The sequence below is a fragment of the Streptomyces sp. NPDC059668 genome (assembly GCF_042734135.1).
Taxonomy (GTDB): Bacteria; Actinomycetota; Actinomycetes; order Streptomycetales; family Streptomycetaceae; genus Streptomyces.
Genome location: NZ_JBHWEL010000018.1, coordinates 27,437 through 49,325, shown reverse-complemented (window position 1 = coordinate 49,325; position 21,889 = coordinate 27,437). Strand labels below are relative to the sequence as shown.

Sequence of the window (21,889 nt, the reverse complement as noted above, 5' to 3'; positions counted from 1 at the left end):
CACCTACCTCGTCTTGCGTGTTTGGTGGTGGTTGTCGTTTTTCCTCTCCCCCCGGCGCTGCCCGGGGGGGGGGTGGTGTGTGGGCTGGTTGGGGTGGGGGGGGGGCCCCCCCCCCCCCACGGCCACGGTCCCGCACCTTCGCCCCGCCACTCACCGACACAGGGTGATCGCGATGAGGCTGCTTCAGTTCACCGCGGCCGGCATCGTGCCGTCGACGTCCGTGAAGCCGTAGTGGTGTGCGAGATCGCTCGTGGACACCGCGGTTCCCGAGCGGTCCCGTACCGCCGGGTCGGCCGCCAGCGCCGCGACGCCCCGCCCGACGAAACGCGGCGACTCCGCCGAGCCGACGTCGAACCTGCCCTCGCCGGGGAGTTCGATCTCGGAGCGGCCGTGTCCCGTCGTCCGCGCGGCCGCGTCCACCAACTCGGTGCGTACGAGACCCGGCCACACGGAGACGACGCAGACGTTCCGCGGACCCAGTTCCACGGCCATGTCGGCCGTCATCTTGTCGAGCGCGGCCTTGCCCACGCCATAAGGGGTGTTGTGGGAGTACTGGCGTGCGCCCGCCGACGAGATGTTGACGATCAGCCCCCTCTCCGCGGCGAACAGCAGCGGAGCCGCGTAGACGCTCGCGACGTAGTGCGACCGTGTGCCGATGTCCAGCACCTGATCCCACGCGGCGAGGGGCAGTTCCCAGAAAGGCATGCCGAGCCACGCACCGAGGTCCGGTGCCGAGAAGACGTTGTTCACCAGCAGGTCCAACCGCCCGGACTCCTGGCGTACGCGCTCGAAGACGGCCGCCACCTGCTCGTCACCGCGGTGGTCGCAGACGACGGCTGTTCCCTTGCCGCCCAACGCGGTCACCGCCTCGGCGGTCTCGTCCACCGTGCCGGGAAGGCGCCCCGCCGCGTCGCTGCGACCGGTCACGTAGACCGTCGCGCCGGCGGCGCCCAGCTCGAGCGCGATTCCCTTGCCCACCCCCCGGCTCGCGCCTGTGACAACGGCGACCTTGCCGGCCAGCGGTCGATTCATGCCCACTCCTCCGGGACGTCACTGTCGAGGTCGACGGGGGAGGACTGCGGATCGCGGTCGGCGGACAGCTGCCGGACCACGACAGCCCGACTCCCCGTAGGCCCCGCGTGCCCCGCACCTTAAACGTTATTACACCGAGTGTAAAATTGCCCGGGTGGTAGAGTCGGCGCCATGGAGACGGGCGGTCTGAGACAGCGGAACAAGGACAAGAAGCGCGAGGCGATCCTGCGTGCCGCCCACGAGCTCTTCGCCGAGCGTGGCTACGAGCCGGCCACGATCACCGACATCGCCGAGAGAGCCGAGGTCTCCCGGCGCACGGTCACCCTGTACTTCCCCGCCAAACTCGATCTCGCCCTGGCACACCTCGACGAGCTCGAAGCCCGACTCCACGCCGCCATCGCCGAGCGTGAACCGGGCTGGAGCATCATCGACGCCGTTGAGCACTGGCTGTACGGCGAACTGGACCATCCCCGGGAACTCGGCGCACGCACCGAGCGCATGCTCGCCCTCAACCCCCAACTGCAGGCTCCCCACAAGGCGCGTATGGCCGAGATCGTCGAGAACGGAGCGCGTCGCCTCGTCGAGGACATGGACGCGCCTCCCGACGAGCGGGACGCCCGCATGGCAGCCGCGGCCGCGGCAGCCCTGTGCTCCTCCCTGGGACCCACGCCGACACGCGACGACATCGTCGCGGTCATGACCTTCTTGCGGGCGGGCGTGGAGGCGCTGGCGTCCAGGGGTACGTAGGCGCCGTCACGGCGAGCCCCTGGTCGAGCCGCGGAGCGGAGGCTCCGGGCAACCGCGACGGACCTCGGTCGACGCCCGCGTGCCCGCGCCGCCGCACGATGCCAGGGAGTGGGGACCGGAACGGGGGATCGTCCGTCGCCCGTCTCTCCCCCCGTTCCCGTAAGGACGGTCCGGTCAAGGATGTGGCCTGGCCCGCCGGGACATGCGGTAGGTCGCGGCGACGTCCGCGCGGCCGAGTCCGTCGTCGGCCGCGCGGTCGAGACGTTCGCGTACCACCTCCGCGATGCCGAGGTGCAGACCGGCGGCGCGGGCGGTGTCCGTGATCAGGCCGGCGTCCTTGGCCGCCGCTTCGAGGGGGAAGGAAGGGGTGTCGAGGTCGTCGTCGATCATCTTGGGGCCCTTGCTCTGGACATAGGGGCTGTTGAGGCCGCTGCCGTCGATGACGTCGATGACCAGGCGGGGGTCGACCCCCAGGGCGCCGGCGAGGGTGAGGGACTCCGCGATCCCCTCGACAGTGGTCAGGACCCAGGCGTTGTAGGCGAGTTTGAGACTGCTCGGCTGCCCGACCTGGTCGAGCCACACCGTGCGTGAGCCCACCGCCTCCAGGACCGGGCGCACTTCCTCGCGTGCCTCCCGCTGCGGGGAGGCGGCCAGGATGGTCAGGGTGCCGGCCACGGCAGGTTCCTTGGTGCCCAGTACGGGGGCCTCCACGTACCCGACGTTCAGGCCGGTCGCCTGATCCGCGAGACGGCGGCCCCCGTCCGGAGAGACCGTGCACATCTGCACCCACACCGTGCGGTCCGTCAGGCCGTCGCGAGCCCGGTCCATCACGTCGGCGACCACCTTCTCGTTCGCGAGCGCCGTCAGCACGACATCGGCGCCGCGGCAGGCCTCGGCCGGCGAGTCACACACCGTGGCGCCCGCGTCGGCCAGCGGTTCGGCGTCGGCACGGTTGCGGTTCCACACACGCAGCCGCAGGCCCGCCGCCGCGATGTTGCGTGCCATGGCATCCCCCATGGTGCCCGTGCCGAGCACGGCGACCATGGGGCTTCCCGTCCCGTCCGACGGGGTCCGGTGGGCTCCGCTCATCGTCGCGCCTCCATACGGTCGACGGACCCCGCGCCGCGACGGTCGACGCGCATGCCGGTACCGCCGGCTGCCGCACGGGCCCCGGGGTCAGGCGTCCTGGCCGACCCAGACGGTCTTGGCGTTCATGAACTCCCGCATGCCCAGGTCCGACAGTTCGCGCCCGTAACCGCTGCGCTTCACCCCGCCGAAGGGAATCTCGGGATAACTGGTCGTGTTGCCGTTGATGAAGGCCATGCCCGACTGCACGTCGCGGACGAACAGTTCGCGTTCGGCCTCGTCCTCGCTCCACAGGTTCGAACCGAGGCCGTAGGGGTGCCCGTTGGCCTCGCGCAGGGCCTCCTCCAGGGAAGGCACCGTCCACACCTGCGCGACGGGGCCGAAGACCTCCTCGTGGTACATCCGCATCTCCGGCGTGATGCCTGTCAGCACGGTGGGCGGGTAGAACCAGCCCGGCCCGTCCGGGCGTCGGCCGCCCAGCAGCACCGTCGCGCCCTTCTCGACGGCGTCGTCGACGTACGACTCGACATCCCGCCTGCCGGACTCGGTGGCCAGCGGACCGACATCGGTGCCCTTGTCCATCGGGTCGCCGACCACCAGCGCGCCCATCTTCGCCACGAACATCTCGATGAACGCGTCACCGATGTCCTGGTGCACGAAGAACCGCTTGCCGTTGATGCAGGACTGCCCGTTGTTCAGGCACCGCGCCTTGACCGCGACATCGGTGGCCCGCTCCAGGTTCGTGGAGGGCATGACGATGAACGGGTCCGACCCGCCGAGTTCGAGGACCACCTTCTTGATCTCGTCGCCCGCGATGGTGGCCACCGACCGCCCGGCCGGCTCACTGCCCGTCAGTGTCGCCGCAGCCACCCGCGGGTCGCGCAGCACCTGTTCCACCCTTCCGGAGGAGATCAGCAGGGTCTGGAACGCGTCGTCCGGGAAGCCCGCGTCACGGAAGAGCTCCTCCAGGAACAGGGCGCACTGCGGCACGTTCGAGGCGTGCTTGAGCAGACCCACGTTCCCCGCCATCAGGGCGGGCGCGGCGAACCGCATGGCCTGCCACAGCGGCAGGTTCCACGGCATCACCGCGAGCACCACACCGATCGGCTGATACGTCACGAACGCGCGCTTGGCGCCCACGCGCTCGGCGTCACCGTCCAGGTCGCGCAGGAACGCGGGGCCCTCGGTGGCGTAGAACCGCAGCCCGTGCACGCACTTGACCACTTCCTGCTCCGCCGCCCGGAAGGTCTTGCCCATCTCCGTGGTGATCATCTCGCTGACGCTCTCGACCTCCTTCTCCAGGCGGTCGGCCGCGTGCTGCAGCCACCCCGCCCGCTCCTCGACGCTGGTCAGCCGGTACGTGGCGGCCGCTGCCACCGCCCGTGCGAGCTTGTCCTCCAGTTCTTCGGGAGTCAGCTCGTCGAACCGCCTGAGTACCTCACCCGTCACAGGACTCGTGGTTGCGATAGCCATGATTCCACGGTATGGCCACTCGATAAGAGATGCAATTCACCCGTTTGTCCTAGTTTGACGGGTTTCACGTACTGTCGCCCCTCATGTGCGGCAGCGCTTTCCGCCGCCGGGCCGGCACCCGGCCGACCCGACACGGACGGCCTGCTGCGCGGCCCGCACGCCTGCCTCTGATCCTCCGCCGATCACCCGGCAGGGCGACGGAGACGCGGCACGTGCGGACACCCGGACATGGCGGCACCCGGAAGCGGCGGCCGATCACCGCTTCACGAGGGAGGCGGGGGAGTGGGGGCGCCGACCTGGGGCTTCGCCACCTGGTCGGACAACGGGACCAAGTGCCTCTCAGCGCGTATCCGGGTAGCGGGCCCGGCCGTTGGGCAGCTCGCCCGACGTGGAGTCCTCCAGCAGGGCGGTGTACTTCCGCGAGAGCTCCTCGTAGCGCTCATCGGCGACCTCGGGCCGACGCTTGCGTCGGGTCATGAGGTACAGAGCGACGGGTCCGGTGATCATCGAGACGACCGGAATCAGCGCCCACCACGGCATGAATCCTCCCCTGAGTGCGGCGCACGGAGGTCCCCCCGCACTCCTCCCGGAGCGTATGCCCTGGCAGGCCACCCGCCAAAACCACACCCCCGCACCCGAGCGTCCGGAGTCCCGGCGGCCGCACGCGTCACCAGATGTTTCATGCCAACCACTGGACGCGGTGTCCTGATCGAATCTAAGTTCCCCTCTCGGCAACGAACTTGTACCCGCCACACACCCCCGGCGCGGTCAAGTGGGCTGCCCTGTCATGCCTTTGGTGGACCACCCCACCCACCGTGCGATGCGAAAGGCTGTGGTGAAGACCGGTGCCCCCGCGCCCGACGGCGCCCTCGCTGAACGTACTGCCGCCGCGGCAGGAGCCGACAACCGGCCCCGCTTCCTGGTGCTTGGTCTGCTGGCCATCACCGACGGCCACGAGACGGTCGTGCTGCAACCCTCCAAACCCAGTGCGCTGCTCGCCGCGCTCCTTCTGCACCCTGGCGCCGTCGTCTCCGCCGACCTGCTTCAGCGTGTGGTCTGGGGAACCCGGCCACCGGCCGGTGGCCGATCGGCGCTGCACACCTGCGTACTGCGGCTGCGCCGGCTCTTCGCGAAGTACGGCGTGGCCGACCACGCGATCGAGGCCGTCCCCGGCGGCTACCGTCTCCACGCCGACGCCGACACCCTCGACCTGCTCCAGTTCCGCGAGTTGGTGCGACGGGCCGCCGCCAGCGAGGACCCCGAGTCCGCGCTGCGTCTCGCCCGTACCGCGCTGCGTCTCTGGAAGGGCCCGGTCCTCGGCAACGTCCACTCCGACGAGCTCCATCGTGACCTCGTGCCCCGCCTCGTCGAGGAGCGGCTCCTCGCGGTCGAGCGCGTCTTCGACGGTGAACTGAGCCTGGGGCGACACCGGGAGATGGTCGCCGACGCCCGCGAGGCGGTCCGGGCCGATCCCGGCCATGAGGGGCTGTCCGCCCTGCTCATCGATGCCCTGTACCGCTCCGGGCGACGCGCCGAGGCACTCACCGAGTACCGCAGGATCCACGCGCACCTCACGTCGGAGCTGGGTGTGGAACCGGGCCCGGCACTGCGCGAGCTGCACGGCGCCGTCCTGCGCGGCGAACCGACCGGCGCGCGACCCGAGTTGACCAATGCCGGTGTTCCGCCCCCGCCCGCCGGGGCGCCGTACGGTCTCGGGCGGGGCTCACTCCCGGCCCCGGGCACCCTGGTCCTGCGCGCCCTCGTCAACGCCGGGCTGCTGGAAGAGGATCCGTCCGGCCGGTACCGCGTCCACGACCTGCTTCGGCTCTTCGTCCAAGCGGCCGGCACCAGTCTCCCGACCGCCGCCTCACCCGGTCCGACGGATTTCCCCCCGCCGACCACCGGCTGACCGTCCCCCCCCGCACTTCGGAGGTTTACGCACCCCATGGCCCACGTTCCCGCGTCCCACGAGGAGATCGCTCAGTCGCGGCCCCGCATCCGCAGGGACGTCCTGTTCACCCGGACCCCGTCCGGGGTGCTCTTCCACAACGCCCACGGCGGGTTCAACGTCGTCACCCAGTCCGCGTACCGCTTCGCCGCACTGATCGTGCCCCATCTCGACGGCGAGCGCCGGGTCGAGGAGCTGTGCGCCGGCCTGGGGGACAAGCAGCGCGACATGGTGGTCCAACTCGTGCGCGCACTCTACGCGCGTGGTTTCGCCCGGGACGCCGGGCTCACACCGCCCGCGGACGCTTTGTCGGCACAGGTGGTGAAACGTTTCTCCCATCAGCTCGACTACCTCGACCACTACGCGAACGACGCACCTGGCCGGTTCCTGCGCTTCCGTTCCACCCCGGTCGCGGTCCTGGGCGACGACGCCGTGGCCCGGTGGGCGGCGCTCGGCCTGCTCCGCAACGGCTGCGCCGCCGTGGCCGTCACCGAACCGGCCCTGCCGAACGACGTGCTGTCCCACGAACTCCATGGCGTCGAGGGGACCGACGACCTCGACGCCGAGGCCGCGGCCCTCACCGATGCGGGCTGCGCACCCCGCCTGGAACGCCTGCCCGCCCCCGCCGCATCGCTCGAAGGGGATCCGGCCACTGTCAACGCCCGTTCTGCCGAGGGCACTTACGGCTGGTCGGATCTCGACGGCTGGGACACCGTCCTGGTCACCGGCGCGGCCGGGCGCCGTCAGCTGCTCCGGCTGCTCGGCGAGGGCGTACCCGCGGGCCGCCGCCTGCTCGGCGCCTGGACGTTCGGCAACCGGGCCGTCGTCGGTCCGGTGATGACCGCGGGGACTCCCGGCTGCTGGTGCTGCGCCGCACTGCGGCTCGGCGCGGGCGCCGACGCCGCCGACAGCGCGGAACTGTGGGCCTCGGTCGGCCCCGCCGCGCCACTGGGCACAGTCTCGCCCGACCTCGCCGGCCCACTCGCGGGCATGCTCGGCAACCTGCTCGCCTTCGAGGTGTTCCGCCTCGTCACCGGGGCGCTGCCCGCCGAGACCCGCAACCAGATCGTCGTCCAGGACCTCGACTCCCTCGACGTGCTGACCGAGCCGTTGCTTCCGCACCCCCGCTGCCCGTACTGCGCGACCGGGGAAACGGGCATGGCCGAGGAAGCCGGGGGGATCCAGGACATCGCACGGATCGAGCACACGGGCGCCGCCGAGACCTCCGGTGGGGCCGAGGTCTCCGCCGTGATCGAGACCTCCGGTGGGGCCGAGGCCTCTGCCGTGATCGAGACCTCCCACGGGCACGGGAACTCCGACATGGCCGGGGGCGTCGCCGTAGCCGAGCAGGTCACCGTCCCCGCCGCGGACACCGGCGTGGCCGAACCCGCCGCTCTCCCGGGCGAGTTGCTGCGTACGCCCCACCCGGACGACGAGCCCGCCGCGCCGCCCGCCGACGGAGCCGCCGACGAGGATGCCGCCAAGGCCCTGCTCACGGCACTGGAGCAGCGGGACGTCCTCGTCCACGAACGGGCCGGCGTCTTCACCGCGTTCGCCGACGAGGACTGGGAGCAGACCCCGCTCAAGGTCAGCACCGTCCTCCTGGGCGTCGCGCCCGGCCGGACGCGCCGGATCTCCGCCGCCGACGTCCACACTGTGGCCGGTGCGCGCCTCACCGCGCTGTTCCGTGCCGCGGAGGTCTACGCGGAACACGTGGTGCCGCCCCGGATCCTCGACGCCCAGGACCTGCGGGCGGCAACCGGCAAGTGGACGCGCGTCACGCCGGCCGCACTGACGGTCTCCAGCGGTCTCGACGTCCCGAGTGACCGGGTCGCCCACTGGAGCGAGGCCGTCTCCCTGACCGACGGGCGGACCGTGCTGGTGCCGTCGGGCGCCGTCCGCACCCTGGGCGGCTGGAACGACCGGGGACTCTTCGAACGGACCTCGGCGGGCACCGGCGCCGCCGGCGGTCCGCGGGCCGCGCTCACCCGCGCCCTGGGGACCGCGCTCGCCCTCGACGGCCTGCGCGGCGCCGTCCGCCGCAACGCCCCGGTGCAACTGGTGGACCACTCCTCCCTCGTCGACGCCGGAGGTCCGGAGGCGCTCTTCCTGCTGCGCTCGGCGGAGAACCTCGGCGCCACCGTGGAGATCCTCGACCTCACCGCCGCGGGCGGCGGTCTGCTGCCCGTCGCCCTGGCCCGCCTCACCGACGCGGAGACCGGCGCGGTGCGCTGGGCGACCGGCAGCGGCCTGCGGCACCGCGACGCCGTACGGGCGGCGCTGCGCGACCTGCTCGGCGCCGAGCAACTACGCGACGCCGCCGACGAACCCGACACCGGTGACCCGCTGTGGGCCGACCTCGACGCCTCCACCCTCGTCGCCGACACGGTCGTACCCCTTCCCGACACCGGCACCACCTGGGCCGCCGTCCTCGACGGCCTCGCCGCCGCCGGCCGGGACGCCTTCGCGGTGCCGATTCCCGCCCCCGACCTCGCGGCCGGTCACCTTCACGCGGTGCGCGTCCTGCTGACCCGCGGAGCGCCCTGTGCCGACTGAGACCGTGACCGTGGCCGCGCCGCGCGACCGGGCCGCACCACGGGAACCGCTGCCCGCCGGACCGTGGGACGAGGTGTGCGCCGCACTCACCACGGCGCTCGCGGAACGTGCCCGACGCCACCCCGGCACACCGTCGGCCCTGGTGACCCCCCTCGGCCGGCGTGACGAACTGGACGACCAGCCGTCGGATCTCGCCCCCGGGGCCGTACCCGTCGGGCTGTACGGACACCATGCCGTGATCGGTCCGCCGGCCGTGGACGGCGCCCCCGGCTGTCCGAAATGTCTGGCCCGCCGCTGGCAGTCGGTACGGGCCGGGCACCTGCGGGACGCCGTCGAGCGCGGCGAGGACACCAGGGCCACCGGCGCCCCGCCGTGGCGGGCCGACTTCGTGGTGGACGCCCTGTCCGCCCTCGTCGCGGCGGCGGCCGGGCAACCGCGCCCCGCCCGCCATCCGTGGGTCTGGCTGCTGGACCTGGAGACGCTGCGCGTCGCCCGCTTTCCGCTGGTGCCGGACGGTGAGTGCCCGTCCTGCGGGTCGCGCACCGACGACACCCCCGAGGCCGCCAGGATCACACTCGACCCCAGCCCCAAGCACGCACCGGGTGGCTTCCGGCTGCGCCCCCTGCACGCCTACGACCTGGTGGTGGAGGCGTTCGCCAACCCCGTCACGGGCATGCTCGGCCCGTCCGTCGTCCCAGACCTGACGTCCGCCTCGACCTCTTCCACGGTCGGCGCGTTCACCACCCGCTCGGGCGACTACCTGCGCGAGTGCTACTGGGGCGGCCACACCGGGACCTACGGTGCGAGCGTGCGGGTGGGGCTCCTGGAGGGTCTCGAGCGGTACGCCGGGATGCGCGCCCGCGCCAAGCGGACCGTGGTGACCGCCGCGTACGACGACCTGGGTGACACGGCGGTCGACCCGCGCGTCACCGGCCTGTACTCCGACGCCTTCCACGCCGCCGAACCGGACGCGCCGCGCTTCGCCACGGACCGCCCCGTGCGGTGGGTGTGGGGCTGGTCGCTGCGTGACGACCGGCCGGTCCTGGTACCGGAGATCACGGCCTACTACCACGCACCGGGCGGCGTGCGGCGGCGCTTCGTCCAGGAGAGCTCCAACGGCTGTGCCTCCGGGGGCAGTCCCACCGAGGCCGTCTACCACGGACTGATGGAGACCGTCGAGCGCGACGCGTTCCTGCTGGCCTGGTTCGGCCGGGCCCGGCTGCCCGAGATCGACCCGTCGAGCAGCACCCGGCCCGCGACCCGTGCCATGGTCGACCGGCTGGCGATGTACGGCTACCGCGCACGGTTCTTCGACACCCGCGTCACCTTCCCGGTGCCGGTGGTGACCGCGGTCGCCGAACGCGTCGACGGCGGACCCGGACTGCTCTGCTTCGGCGCCGGCGCCTCCCTCGACCCGGAGGACGCGCTCGCCGGCGGACTCTGCGAGATCGCCACCGACTCCGTCAACCTCCGCCGCCGCACCGCCCGCGAGGAACGCCGACTGCGCCGCATGGCGAACGACTTCGGCGAGGTGCGCGTGCTGCACGACCACCCGCTCCTGTACGGACTGCCCGAGATGGGCCGGTACACCGACTTCCTGCTGCGCGGCCGCGACGAGTCGGACCGGGTGCCGTTGTCCTCACTGGTCACCGCGCCCGGCACTCCTGCCGCCTCCGCCGACCTGCGGGAGGACGTGGAGGCGTGCGTCGGCGCCGTGACGGCACGGGGATTCGACGTGGTCGTGGTCGACCAGACCGCCGCCGAACAACGGGCCCTCGGCTTCCACACGGTCAAGGTCCTGGTGCCCGGTCTGATCCCGATCGACTTCGGCTGGAGCCGGCAGCGCGGCCCCCTGATGCCGAGGGTCCGCACCGCGCTGCGCGAGGCCGGACTCCGCGTCGGCGACCTGGCACCGGACGACCTCAACCCCGCCCCCCACCCCTTCCCCTGACATCCGCACCACCTGCCATCCGCACCACCTGCCATCCGCCGCCGGGAACCTCAGCCCCTGGCGGCCACCCCATGCGAGAACGAGCAGAAGAGGGAGTGACCGTGGGATACGCCCATGAGTACGCGACCGCGGTGATGCGGCGGGGCCGGGTCCCCATGGAGCCCGCCGACTTCGTCCCGGACTGGTCCGACCGTCCGCGCAAGGGGAAGTTCTTCCCCGGCGCGCCGTCCGTACCCCTGCCGGACGGCGGCTGCGCCGAGGACGCGACCCTCGGCCAGGGCCTGTTCGGCCCGAGCGGAACCGGAGCGTTCACACTGCCGCTGCTCGGAGCGATGCTCCGGGACTCCTACGGTCTGACCGGGCGCCGCCTCGCCGTCCAGGCCAACACCGACCTGGGCTCCCTGCCGTTCTACTCGCACGCCAACTGGTCCCGGGGGACCGCCTCCGGCGGAGGCCTCTACCCCATCGGGGTCCACTGGATCAGCGGAGCGAGCGGACCCCTGACACCGGGCGTCTACTACTACGACACTCCGCACCACCGGGTCACCCGGCTCCTGTCGGGCGACGTGAGCGCGGAGGTCCGCGCGGCCCTCGGCGACCTGGAAGAAGCCGCGGGGACCGACCAGTTCCTCGTCCTCGGCGTCACGTTCTGGCAGAACTCCTTCAAGTACAACAGCTTCTGCTACCACGCCGTGACGATGGACATCGGTGCCCTCGTGCAGACCTGGCGCATGTGGGCCCGCGCACACGGCCTCCACCTCGGCAGCGCCCTGTGGTTCGACGAGCCCCGGCTCGGCCGGCTGCTCGGGCTGACCCCCGAAGAGGACGGCGTGTTCGCCGTCGTACCCCTGCGCTGGGCCGGCGCCGCACCGGCGACGCCCGCACCGCCGGCACCCGGCGCCTCCGTGCGGCGGCTGCCCGACGAGAAGTCCCGTCTGGTGCTGGCCTTCCCGACCCTGCGCCGCATCCACGCCGCCACACTGGCCGGCGCCGACGACCGGCCCGCGCCCGGCGTCTTGGACGGCGCTCTCGCCGAGCCCACCGGTCCCGGCGACCGGGTGCCGCTGCCGGCGCCCCCGCCGTTGGAGACCACCGTGCGCCGGGCGCTACGCGAACGCCGCAGCAGCTTCGGCCGGTTCACCTCCGCCGAACCGCTCGACGCGGCACGCCTGTCGGTCACCCTGCGGGCCGCCGTCGCCGCGGGCACGCTGGACAGCGACACCGAATCGCCCGGCGGCGCGCCCCTGGCCCGGCTGTGCGTCTTCGTCAACCATGTCCGCGACGTGCCCCCCGGCCTCTACGAGTACGACCGGGACACCGGTGAACTGGTCGTGATGAGAACGGGGGACCACGGCCCCTTTCTCCAGCAGAACTACTTCCTCGCCAACTACAACGTGGAGCAGGCCGCGGCCGTCCTGGTGCCGGTGGCCCGCACACACGCCGTGCTGGACGCCGTCGGCGACCGTGGCTACCGCCTGGTCAACGCCGTCGTCGGCGCCGTCGCCCAGGCCGTCTACACCGCCTCCGCCGCAGCCGGAACCGGCTGCGGCGTCGCCCTCGGCTTCGACAGCGTCTCCTTCGAGGAGGAACTCGGGCTGGCCGAGCGGGGCGAGATCCCGCTCCTGATCATGATGATCGGCCATGAGCGTCCCCGCTCCGCCGACTACCGCTACGACATCGTCGCGCCGTGACCCGAAGCCCCGTCCCGCCCGTGGGCCGCCGGTCGACACGGCGCCCCTCCCGCGGACGGCAGCACACCCCACAGGAAAGGGGGAGGGCGTGAGCCCCACCGCCACCAGCCCGGCCCAGGACACCACCACCGCCGACGGCTCCGCCGGCCTGCACAGCCGCTTCATGCTGCGCGTCGCGGGGCTGCCCGTCGACACCGTCGTCGCCCTGCGCACCCCCGAGGCGGCGGACTGGGCCGTCCGGGCCGCCGCAGAGGAGGACCGCCTCGGCGCCCTCGGCGCCGCACTCAGCGATCCGCTGTCCGCCGTGGTCGGCGCCACCGAGGACGCGACGCTGCGCCGCCGCCTGCTCGCGCTGCGCCGAAACGTCTTCAACAACCGTCTGCCGAACGACCTCGAAGCGGCCCGCACCCTCGCCGCCGACATCGGCGGCGACACCGGGGCCGACCTCACGACCTGGCTCGACGCCCGCGTCCACTGGGACCGGCTGCGCGCCGAGGGCGAGACCGTCCTCGCGGCCGGGCTCGCCCGCACCCGCGGCGCCCTGCGCGAACTGGCCCTGGACGACCGGCTGCGCCAAGGCCTGCTGCTCGCCTCGCCCACGCTCGAGGAACGGCTCGACGCGTTCGCCGCCGCCCCCGCCGACCCGGCCCAGGTCCCCGGCAAGCGGACCCGGAAGATGGAACGCTCCCTGCTCTCGTACGTCTACCGCACCGCGTGCAAGACCAGCCCCTTCAGCACTCTCACCGGCGTCGCCCTCGGCAGCTTCGAGACGCCGGCCGAAGACGGCACACCGGCCACGACCCGCGTCGGCGACGACTGGACCGGGCACTGCCGGCTCAACGTGGTCGTGCTCACCCGGCTCGCCGAGCTGGTCGCCGCCGACCCGCGGCGCCGCGCCGACCTGCCCGTGGCCCTCGCCTCCGGATGGAAACTGGACGACGACCGCATCCGCTACGTCCAGCGCGCCGTCACCGCGGGCGACGACAGCGCCCCGGTCAGCTTCGACGCCGCACAGGACCGGCTCCTCTTCCTCCGCCGCAGGGGCACCCTGGACGCGATGCTCGCCCTGCTGCGGGACCACGACGGCGCCCTCCGCCACAGTGACCTGGCCCGCTGGCTGACCACCACCACCGACGCCGACGAGGAGGCCGCCGGGCACTATCTCACGGCCCTGCTCGACCTCGGCATGCTGCAACTGCCCACCCTCTCCCTGGCAGTTCACGACCCCGACCCGACAGCCGCCGTCCAGCGGTCGCTGCGCGCACTCGAACGCCCTTGGGCCGACCAGCTCGCGACCCGCCTGGACGGGCCCGCCGATGTCCTCGCCAGGTACCCGGCGGCGGACGTCCCCGGCCGCCGCACCCTGCTCAGAAAACTCCGCGCCGACCTCCTCGCCCTCCAGGCCGACCTCGGCGCCGAACGGCCCGTACTCCCGCAGACCCTCGTCTACGAGGACGTGTCGGCCGGCACCACCACCGCCGGCCTCTCCGAGTGGACCGCGCTCGCCGCCCGTCCACTCCGCTCGGTCGGCCGTGTGCTGCCCGCCTTCGACGTGGCCCTGCCCCAACGGCTCACCCTCAAAGGCTTCTTCCTCGCCCGCTTCGGACGTGGCGGGCGGTGCGAGGACCTGCTCCGGCTGGTCCACGACTTCCACGAGGACATCTTCCGGCAGTACCTCCAGTTCACCGCGACCAAGGACGACCGCCTCCCGGACGGCAGCCACGCCCCGGAGGAGAACTGGCTCGGCATGCCGGAGATCGCCGCGGTCGACCGGGCACGAGCGGCCCTGACCGCCCGGATGCGCACGAGCTGGGCCGAACTGGACCCCGACGCGGAGGAGTTCGTCCTCGACGACGACGCCGTGAACGAGGTGGCCGAAGCACTGGGCAGCGCCGCGCCCGGTTTCCAGCCGCACAGCCACTTCCTCCAACTCGCCCGCCGCGACGGTGATCCGCTGGTCGTGCTCAACGACTCCTTCGGCGGCCTGTGCTTCCCCTTCACCCGCTTCACCCACTGCTTCGACGGCACGGACGAGGTGACCGGCCTGACGGACGCGCTGCGCGGGGAACTGCGCGGACTGCTTCCGCCGGGGGCGGTCTTCGCCGAGATCACCGCCGGTGCCGCCACCACCAACCTCAACCTCCACGGCCGGCTGACGGACTACGAGATCGTCTGCCCCGGTGAGCACAGCACCGCCCCGGAAGAGGCCCGCCTCCACCTGGACGACCTCCACGCCGTGCACGACCCGGACACCGACCGGCTCGTCCTGCGCTCGCGCCGCCTGGACCGCGAAGTCGTTCCGCTCTACCTCGGCTACCTCGTCCCCATGGTCCTGCCCGAGATCCCCCGCACCCTGCTCCTGTTCTCGCCGACCGCCCGCTCCGTGCCGGACGTGTGGCGCGGGGTGCCGGCCGGACCGGAGACCGCGGGCGTCACCCGGCGGCCCCGGGTCCGTCACCACTCCCTCGTTCTCCAGCGGCGTTCCTGGACGGCGGCCGACGGCAGCCTCCCGTCGCGCGCTCCCGACGACACCGTCGGCGAGTGGTACCTCGCCTGGCACCGCTGGCGCGTCCGGCACGGACTGCCCGCCCAGGTCTTCGCCACCGTCCACGAGGAGACCGCCGGCGGGAGCGGCGGCTGGTTCGGCGGCTCCAAACCCCAGTACGTCGACTTCGAGAGCCCGCTGTCCCTCACCGCCCTGGAGGGCCTCCTGGCCGGAAGGCAGGCCCGCACCGTCTTCGAGGAGATGCTGCCCGGCGAGAGCGAACTCCACGTGACCTCACCGCGCGGACGGCACGTCGCCGAACTCGCCGTAGAAATGCTGCCCGCTCCGGCCCGCCTGCCCGAAGAGGACCGAACCCCATGACCGCACCCAGCGTTTCCCCCGCATCCTCCACGGCCACCGGCCCGCACACCGACGACGCCCCGGGCGACTGGCTCGCCGTGCACGTCTTCTACGCCGCCAGCCCTCGCCCGCTGCTCCTTCAGTGCGTCAAGCCACTGGTGGACGACCTCACCGAAGAAGGCCTGCTCGCCGGGTACTTCTTCATCAACTACTGGCTGGAAGGCCCCCATCTGCGGCTGCGCCTGCGCCCCCGACGGGCCGCCGACGCCCCCGCCGTCCGGGAGCGGACACACACGGCCCTCGCCGCCTTCCTGCGTGAACGCCCCGCGCTGTACGAGGTGAAGGCCGGCTTCCTCGCCGAGCTGTACGAGACCCTGTTCACCCTGGAGTACAGCGAGGAACAGCGCGCCGAGTTCCTCGGCCCCGACGGGCGGATGCGGCTACGCCCCAACAACAGCTTCGAGGACCGGCCCTACGAGCCCGAGTACGGCAAGTACGGCGGGCCCGGCGGTGTCGCACTCGCCGAGTGGCACTTCCAGCACTCCAGCGACCTGGTCGTCGAAGCCGCGCGCAGCATGAACCTCCATCTGCGCACCGTGCTCCTCGGGCTCTCCGCCCAGCTGATGATGGTCATGTCCGGCACGTTCCTCAAGGACGACGGGGCGCTGCTCGCCTTCCTCGACCGCTACCACGCCTTCTGGGACCGGGCGTTCAACGGGACGAACTACACCACGACCCAGGGATACGACCGCGCCTACACCGAGATGGGCGCAAGCCTCCCCGAACGCTTCCGCCGCATCCGCGACGCGGTGGCCCGGGGCGAACAGGACAGGCTTCCGGCGTTCCTGCGGGGCTGGGCCGAGCACTGCACCGAACTGCGCGACCGGGCCGAGGAGTTGGCCCTGCGCGGCGAACTGACCTTCCGCGCGTGGGACGGCAGCCGGGACATCAGCCCCACCGACCCCGCCCACGCGCTGCCCATGCTGCTCTCGCCGTACCTGCACATGACCAACAACCGGCTGAGCATGACCATCCGCGACGAGGCGTTCCTCTCCTACGTCCTGGCCCGCGCCCTGCGCGACGAGACGGCGGGGGAGCCGAACCCCGCGGGGGCTCCGGCGGAAGGAGGCGCCGACAGCGCCGCCGCCACGGGTACGCCGACCGGCGGCCGGGTGCCGGGAGACGAAGGGTGAGCACCGACGCGTTTCTCGCCGCCCGTCCGCGCGTGCGGGACGACGTCGTGTTCGGACCCAGCCTCGTGCGCGGCACCGGCCGCATCCATCTGCTGATGGACCCGCGCACCGGGCGGCGCCTGGAGATCGGCCCCAAGGAGCACTTCATCATCGCCCGGCTCGACGGCAGCCGCAGCCTCGACGAGATCGGAGACGCCTACGCCGGCGAGTTCGGCGCCCGCCTCGGCGAGGCCCAGTGGGGGCAGATGCTCCGCCTGCTGCACGGCCGCGACCTCCTGGACGGTGCCGCCGCACCGACCCGCCCAGCCACAGCACCGCCCGCCCTGCCTGTCGCCGACCGGCCGCCGAACGGCATACTCGCCGGGCGCACCCGGCTGGTCGCCGACGCTCCCGCGTTCATGGACCGGCTGCACCACGCGACCACCGCCGCCCGGCGGCCCGGCGTGCCGACCGCGCTCGTCACGGCGGCCGTGCTGCTGCTCGCCGCCGTCGGCGTCCAGGCGGGCACCCTGTGGCGGCAGACCGAGGAGACGGCACGGCAACCCGCCCTGCTGCTCGCCGTCGGCTGCGTCCTGTGGTGCAGCCTCGCCCTCCACGAACTGGCCCACGGCCTGTTCGCACGGGCCTGGGGCGGCCGCGTCACCGAGATCGGGCTGCGCTGGATCCTCGGCGCCACGTATCTCTACTGCACGGTGGAGGACGTCCAGTTCCTCGGCAGCCGGGGCCGCAAGGTCGCCACCGCCTGTGCCGGAGTCCTCGCCAACCTGCTCTTCCTGGTGCCCTTCTACCCCGTGTGGGCACTGCTGCCCGCCCACGCGCAGGCCCGCCCCGCACTCGGCGCGCTGCTCCTTCTCGGGGTGGTATCCGCCCTGGCCAACCTGCTGCCGCTGCCGCCCCTCGACGGATACCGGGCCCTCGGCCACGCTCTGGGCGTCACTCAACTGGCCACCGGGAGCCGCGACTTCACGGGCGTCGTGGCGCGCGCTCTCGTCCGTCGCGGCCCCGGCCTCGCCGCGTACCCCGCCCGGCTGCGGATCCTGTACGGCGGCTTCGCCCTGCTGACGGCCGTACAGAGTGCCGCGCTCCTCGCGCTGTGCGGCGCGGCGCTGCGCACCGTCCTGCCGGAGGGTCTCGCGGCCCTGGCCCGGTGGCTGCCCGGCGCCCTGCTCGCCGCGGTACTGCTCCTGTGGGCGCTCGGCTCCTACGGCCGCTCCCGACGCGCCGCACCCGCCCCTTCCGGCGGGCCCACGCCCATGACCCCACCCGGGGGACGTGCCACCGCCTCCTCCCCGAAGGCCTCGGACACGAGCCCCGCACCCCCCACAGCCACGCCGCGGCACCCCGCCCCGGCGACGGGCACCGGACCGCTCCCGGACGTCCCGAGCCCCTGGAACCACCCGAGGAAAGAGGCGATGAGCACACCCGAGAGCAAGACCCAGGCCGCACCCGGCCCGGCCGTCACCGACACCGTCCCCGGCAAGACCCCCACCGGGACGGCTCACGGTGAGACCCCCACCGGAACGGTCGTCACCGTGCACGGCGTGACCAAGCGGTACGGGGAGGTGGTGGCCCTGGACGGCGTCAGCCTCGACGTACGGCACGGCGAGTTCTTCGGCATCCTCGGCCCCAACGGCGCAGGCAAGACCACCCTGGTGGAGATCGTCGGGGGCATGCGCGAGGCCGACTCCGGAACCGTGACCGTCTTCGGGCGGACTCCCTGGCCGCGCGACACCGCGCTCCTCGCCCGGATCGGGGTACAGACACAGGCGTCGGCGTTCTTCGCCCGGCTCACCGCAGGCGAACACCTGCGCACGGTCGCCGCGCTCTACGGCATGGACCCGGCCGCCGCGACCACCGCCCTGGAGCGCGTCAGCCTCACCGGGAAGGAGAACGCCCGCGTCGACCACCTCTCCGGCGGCCAGCGCCAGCGTCTCGCCGTCGCCACCGCGCTGCTGCACGAACCCGAGCTGATCTTCCTGGACGAACCGACGGCCGCCCTCGACCCGGAGGCCCGGCGCGAACTGTGGGACGTACTGCGCTCGTTGCGCGCGGAGGGCCGCACGATCATCTGCACCACCCACTACCTGGAGGAGGCCGAGGAACTCTGCGACCGGGTGGCGATCATCGCCGACGGCCGGGTCGCCGCGCTCGACACCCCCCGCAACCTCATCCGCTCCCTCGCCGCCCCCGCCCGGCTGCTCGTCCCCGCCGCGGGACTCTCCGCCGAGACGGCGCTCGGCCTGGACGGCGTGGACCGGGCGATCGTTCAGGGCGAGGACCTGGTCCTGGAGACGACCGTCCCCAACCGCGTCCTCACCGCCCTCGGGGACCTCGTGGACATCGACACGGTCACCGTTCGCACACCCACCCTCGAAGACGCCTACCTGACGCTGACCGGCACCGGATCGGAGCACCACCGTTGAGCGCCTACGCCGCACTGACCAGGGCCACCTACGCCGCGAGCGTCCGCGACAAGACGACCCTCTTCTTCACCTTCGCCTTCCCGCTCGCCTTCCTGGTCCTCTTCGGCCTGATCTTCCAGGGCCAACACGTCGACGGCGGCCTGTCGTCCATCAACTACATCGCCCCGGGTGTGCTCTCCTGGGGCGTGGGCAACGCGGCGGTGTTCTCCGTCGGCTTCGCCCTGATGCAGTGGCGCCGGGACGACCTGCTCCGCCTGATCTGGCGCACCCCGACCCCGCTGCGCACCCTGCTCGCCTCGCGCTGGACCGTGGCGCTGTGCGTCGCGCTCGTGCAGACGGTGCTCTTCACCACCATCGCCCTGCTGCCGTTCTTCGGCCTGCGACTCGACGGGCCGTGGTGGGCGGCGGTTCCGCTGCTGGTCCTGGGTGTGACCGCCTTCCTCGCCATGGGACTGGTCGTCGGCAGCGTCGCAGACACCCCGGAGGCGGTCGCGGCCATCGCCAACCTGGTCATGGTGCCCATGGCCTTTCTCTCCGGCTCGTTCTTCCCCGACGACCTCATGCCGGGCTGGTTGCGCACGGTCGCCAAAGTGCTGCCGCTGCACTACCTCAACGACGGCCTCACCGACGCCTACGGCGGACGCGGTGACCTCGGTGACATCGCCGTGGACTGCGCCGGCCTCGCCGTGTTCGCCCTGGTCTTCGGCCTGATCGCCACCCGGATCTTCCGCTGGAGCAACCGGCCATGACCCCTGCCACCACCACTGCCGCGCCGCCGACCGCGCCGCTCCTGGAAGCCGCCCGCGCGGAACTCCAGGCCCGCCTGGCGATCCGTGCCGCGTCTGCCGGCCTGCCCGCACCGGCCGTGTCCCGCATCGGCGACGCCGACGTCCTCGGCCAACCGCCCACCGGGTCCGGGCCCTTGGGAACGGCCGCCGCCCGCCCGGATTCGCCGTCCGCGCATCCGAGCACGGCCGGCATCCACCTCACCGCGCAGGCGGTGCTGTTCGGACCCTGGGGCGGTGCCCCCGACGCCGGCCCGGCCTGCGGCACCTGCCTGGCCATGCGCCGCCAGCGGCTGCGTACCCGGACCGAACGGGAGGCACTGGAGACGGGTACGGAGACCACCGCGGCCGGTCCCTGGCCCGCCCTGCCGGACCACACCGTGGACGCCGTCTGGTCCCTGCACCGCCTCATCGCCTCCGGCGCCGCCCGGCACACCGCCGAGGGCGCCGACGCCGCGCTGCCGCGGATCACCGAACTCGACCTGGAGACCCTCCGGGTCCGCACCTTCCCCCTGGTGCCCGAGCCGATGTGCCCGCACTGCCGCCCGTTCACCGGGGAAGCCGCCCGGCAGGCCGCCGCGCAGGACACCGCCTCGGCACCGGCCTCCCGCCCGAAACCGCGCCCGGACGCATACCGGCTGCGCCGTCCCGCCGACTACCCGCTCCCGGTCAAGGGTCTCGCCAACCCGGTGTGCGGCGTGCTCGGCGGCGGCACCTGGACCGACGTCACCTCGCCCACGACCGCGCCGGTCGCCGGCAGCGTCTTCATGCGCGGCTACGCCGGACTCACCGACGTCACCTGGAGCGGCCAGGCCAACTCCTACGCGAGCAGCCGCGACCTGGCGTTCCTGGAGGGCCTGGAACGGTACGCCGGCACCCACCGCCGCCACCACGCCCCGGTCGTCACCGCCTCCCTCCAGGAACTGGGCGACCGAGCCCTCGACCCGCGCCTGTGCGGACTCTACGAACCCCGAACCTACGCGCGGGACCCGATGCTCGAGCCCTTCGACCCGGCCCGGCCGCTGCCGTGGGTCAGCGGATGGTCGCTGCGCGACGCACGTCCGGTGCTCGTCCCGGCCCGGCTCGTCTACTACAGCGCGGGCACCCGTGCGGACAACTTCGTCTTCGAGTGCTCCAACGGCTGCGCCACCGGCGGGACATGGGAGGAGGCCGTGTTCTTCGGCCTGCTGGAACTCGTCGAGCGGGACGCCTTCCTGCTCGGCTGGTACGGCGACCTGCCCCTGCCCGAGATCGACCTGGCCTCGGTGCACGGCCCCAAAGTGCGGGCCATGGTGGCGCGGGCCGCGCTCCAGGGCTACGACGTCCATGTCTTCGACAACCGCGTCGACCTGCCGGTCCCCGTGGTCACCGGCCTCGCGGTCCGCCGTGACGAAGGGCCCGGCACACTGGCGTTCGCGGCCGGCGCCTCCTTCGACCCGGAGACGGCCGTCGAGTCCGCCGTCTCCGAGATCCTCACCTACATCCCCCACCTGCCCGGCCAGGTCGCCGAGCGGCCCGACGAACTCGCCGCCATGGCAGAGGACTTCGACCTCGTCGCACGACTGCCGGACCACGCGGCACTGTTCGGACTGCCCGCGATGCGCCGGCACGCCGCGAACTACCTCGCCCCACCCCGCACGGCCGCTCTCGACGGCCTGTTCGCCGGCTGGGAGGAGCGCCGGCCGCGCACCGGGGATCTCCGCGACGACCTGCTGCTCCTGCGTGACCTGCTCGCCGGCGCCGGCTGCGACGTCATCGCCGTCGACCAGACCACCCCGGAGCAACGCCGGATGGGGCTGCGTACGGTGGCCACCATCGCGCCCGGACTGCTGCCGATCGACTTCGGCTGGCTGCGCCAGCGTGCTCTGCACATGCCCCGCCTGCGGACCGCGCCGCACCGCGCCGGCCTGGTCCCGGCGCCCCTGCGTGAGGAGGACCTGCGGCGGGTGCCGCACCCGTTCCCGTGACCTTCGAAGTCCCGCCCGAACCCAGCGTGTTGTGGGTCCGTCGGCCAGGTGCCGGCAGGTGTGCCGGGGGAGGGAACCTCCAACACCCGGGCGGACACGGACGGGGGCCCGCGCGGCGCCCCCGCCCCCCGCGCCCCCCCGCCCCCCCCCCGCCCCCCGCCGGCGCGCGCGCGCGGGGGGGCGTGGGTGAGA

14 protein-coding genes are annotated in these 21,889 nt (G+C 73.0%); 10 read left to right on the top strand and 4 right to left on the bottom strand.

What is annotated here, in order from left to right:
- Nucleotides 1-183: 183 nt before the first annotated feature.
- Nucleotides 184-1,032 (bottom strand): SDR family NAD(P)-dependent oxidoreductase, encoded by an 849-nt coding sequence (locus tag ACFV2J_RS15890; protein ID WP_385087483.1) that lies wholly within the window; start codon nt 1,030-1,032, stop codon nt 184-186.
- A gap of 171 nt (nt 1,033-1,203) precedes the next feature.
- On the opposite strand from ACFV2J_RS15890, the gene ACFV2J_RS15885 reads away from it, so the two are divergent.
- Nucleotides 1,204-1,779, top strand: a complete 576-nt coding sequence (locus ACFV2J_RS15885; RefSeq protein WP_385087481.1) for a TetR/AcrR family transcriptional regulator — start codon at nt 1,204-1,206, stop codon at nt 1,777-1,779.
- A 174-nt stretch (nt 1,780-1,953) separates the two neighbouring features.
- Here the strand turns inward: ACFV2J_RS15885 and ACFV2J_RS15880 are convergent, their stop codons facing one another.
- The 3 genes from ACFV2J_RS15880 to ACFV2J_RS15870 form a co-directional block, all read right to left on the bottom strand.
- Complete coding sequence (locus ACFV2J_RS15880; protein ID WP_385087479.1) at nt 1,954-2,868, bottom strand: NAD(P)-dependent oxidoreductase; 915 nt, start codon at nt 2,866-2,868, stop codon at nt 1,954-1,956.
- An 87-nt stretch (nt 2,869-2,955) separates the two neighbouring features.
- Nucleotides 2,956-4,338 (bottom strand): NADP-dependent succinic semialdehyde dehydrogenase, encoded by a 1,383-nt coding sequence (locus ACFV2J_RS15875; RefSeq protein ID WP_385087477.1) that lies wholly within the window; start codon nt 4,336-4,338, stop codon nt 2,956-2,958.
- Between the two features lie 339 nt (nt 4,339-4,677).
- Nucleotides 4,678-4,878: a hypothetical protein gene (locus ACFV2J_RS15870; RefSeq protein WP_385439152.1), complete on the bottom strand. Its 201-nt coding sequence runs from the start codon at nt 4,876-4,878 to the stop codon at nt 4,678-4,680.
- A 280-nt stretch (nt 4,879-5,158) separates the two neighbouring features.
- On the opposite strand from ACFV2J_RS15870, the gene ACFV2J_RS15865 reads away from it, so the two are divergent.
- The 9 genes from ACFV2J_RS15865 (at nt 5,159) to ACFV2J_RS15825 (ending at nt 21,697) form a co-directional block, all read left to right on the top strand.
- Nucleotides 5,159-6,247, top strand: coding sequence for a BTAD domain-containing putative transcriptional regulator (locus ACFV2J_RS15865; RefSeq protein WP_385087473.1), 1,089 nt, complete (start codon nt 5,159-5,161; stop codon nt 6,245-6,247).
- Nucleotides 6,248-6,283: 36 nt separating this feature from the next.
- Nucleotides 6,284-8,842 (top strand): TOMM precursor leader peptide-binding protein, encoded by a 2,559-nt coding sequence (locus ACFV2J_RS15860; protein WP_385439149.1) that lies wholly within the window; start codon nt 6,284-6,286, stop codon nt 8,840-8,842.
- Nucleotides 8,832-10,793 carry a TOMM precursor leader peptide-binding protein gene (locus ACFV2J_RS15855; protein WP_385439146.1) on the top strand — a complete coding sequence of 654 codons (1,962 nt, stop codon included), beginning with the start codon at nt 8,832-8,834 and terminating at the stop codon, nt 10,791-10,793. Before ACFV2J_RS15860 ends, ACFV2J_RS15855 begins: the two co-directional genes overlap by 11 nt.
- Nucleotides 10,794-10,894: 101 nt before the next feature.
- Nucleotides 10,895-12,484 carry a nitroreductase family protein gene (locus tag ACFV2J_RS15850; RefSeq protein ID WP_385439142.1) on the top strand — a complete coding sequence of 530 codons (1,590 nt, stop codon included), beginning with the start codon at nt 10,895-10,897 and terminating at the stop codon, nt 12,482-12,484.
- Nucleotides 12,485-12,572: 88 nt separating this feature from the next.
- Nucleotides 12,573-15,350, top strand: a complete 2,778-nt coding sequence (locus tag ACFV2J_RS15845) for a lantibiotic dehydratase (protein ID WP_385439139.1) — start codon at nt 12,573-12,575, stop codon at nt 15,348-15,350.
- Nucleotides 15,347-16,522: a lantibiotic dehydratase C-terminal domain-containing protein gene (locus ACFV2J_RS15840; protein WP_385093199.1), complete on the top strand. Its 1,176-nt coding sequence runs from the start codon at nt 15,347-15,349 to the stop codon at nt 16,520-16,522. The genes ACFV2J_RS15845 and ACFV2J_RS15840 overlap by 4 nt, the downstream gene beginning before the upstream one ends.
- A gap of 1,412 nt (nt 16,523-17,934) precedes the next feature.
- Nucleotides 17,935-18,945, top strand: coding sequence for an ABC transporter ATP-binding protein (locus ACFV2J_RS15835; RefSeq protein ID WP_385093205.1), 1,011 nt, complete (start codon nt 17,935-17,937; stop codon nt 18,943-18,945).
- Nucleotides 18,942-19,694: an ABC transporter permease gene (locus ACFV2J_RS15830; RefSeq protein WP_385093197.1), complete on the top strand. Its 753-nt coding sequence runs from the start codon at nt 18,942-18,944 to the stop codon at nt 19,692-19,694. Before ACFV2J_RS15835 ends, ACFV2J_RS15830 begins: the two co-directional genes overlap by 4 nt.
- Entirely contained in the window at nt 19,691-21,697 is a 2,007-nt protein-coding gene (locus ACFV2J_RS15825; RefSeq protein WP_385093194.1) for a TOMM precursor leader peptide-binding protein, read from the top strand. The genes ACFV2J_RS15830 and ACFV2J_RS15825 overlap by 4 nt, the downstream gene beginning before the upstream one ends.
- Nucleotides 21,698-21,889: the final 192 nt, after the last annotated feature.

Excerpts from the sequence above, each read along its gene's own strand:
- ACFV2J_RS15890 (WP_385087483.1), bottom strand. The coding sequence starts at position 1,032 with ATGAATCGACCGCTGGCCGGCAAGGTCGCCGTTGTCACAGGCGCGAGC.
- ACFV2J_RS15880 (WP_385087479.1), bottom strand. The coding sequence starts at position 2,868 with ATGAGCGGAGCCCACCGGACCCCGTCGGACGGGACGGGAAGCCCCATG.
- ACFV2J_RS15860 (WP_385439149.1), top strand. The coding sequence starts at position 6,284 with ATGGCCCACGTTCCCGCGTCCCACGAGGAGATCGCTCAGTCGCGGCCC.
- ACFV2J_RS15835 (WP_385093205.1), top strand. The coding sequence starts at position 17,935 with ATGAGCACACCCGAGAGCAAGACCCAGGCCGCACCCGGCCCGGCCGTC.
- ACFV2J_RS15870 (WP_385439152.1), bottom strand. The coding sequence starts at position 4,878 with ATGCCGTGGTGGGCGCTGATTCCGGTCGTCTCGATGATCACCGGACCC.
- ACFV2J_RS15885 (WP_385087481.1), top strand. The coding sequence starts at position 1,204 with ATGGAGACGGGCGGTCTGAGACAGCGGAACAAGGACAAGAAGCGCGAG.
- ACFV2J_RS15865 (WP_385087473.1), top strand. The coding sequence starts at position 5,159 with ATGCGAAAGGCTGTGGTGAAGACCGGTGCCCCCGCGCCCGACGGCGCC.
- ACFV2J_RS15875 (WP_385087477.1), bottom strand. The coding sequence starts at position 4,338 with ATGGCTATCGCAACCACGAGTCCTGTGACGGGTGAGGTACTCAGGCGG.
- ACFV2J_RS15825 (WP_385093194.1), top strand. The coding sequence starts at position 19,691 with ATGACCCCTGCCACCACCACTGCCGCGCCGCCGACCGCGCCGCTCCTG.
- ACFV2J_RS15840 (WP_385093199.1), top strand. The coding sequence starts at position 15,347 with ATGACCGCACCCAGCGTTTCCCCCGCATCCTCCACGGCCACCGGCCCG.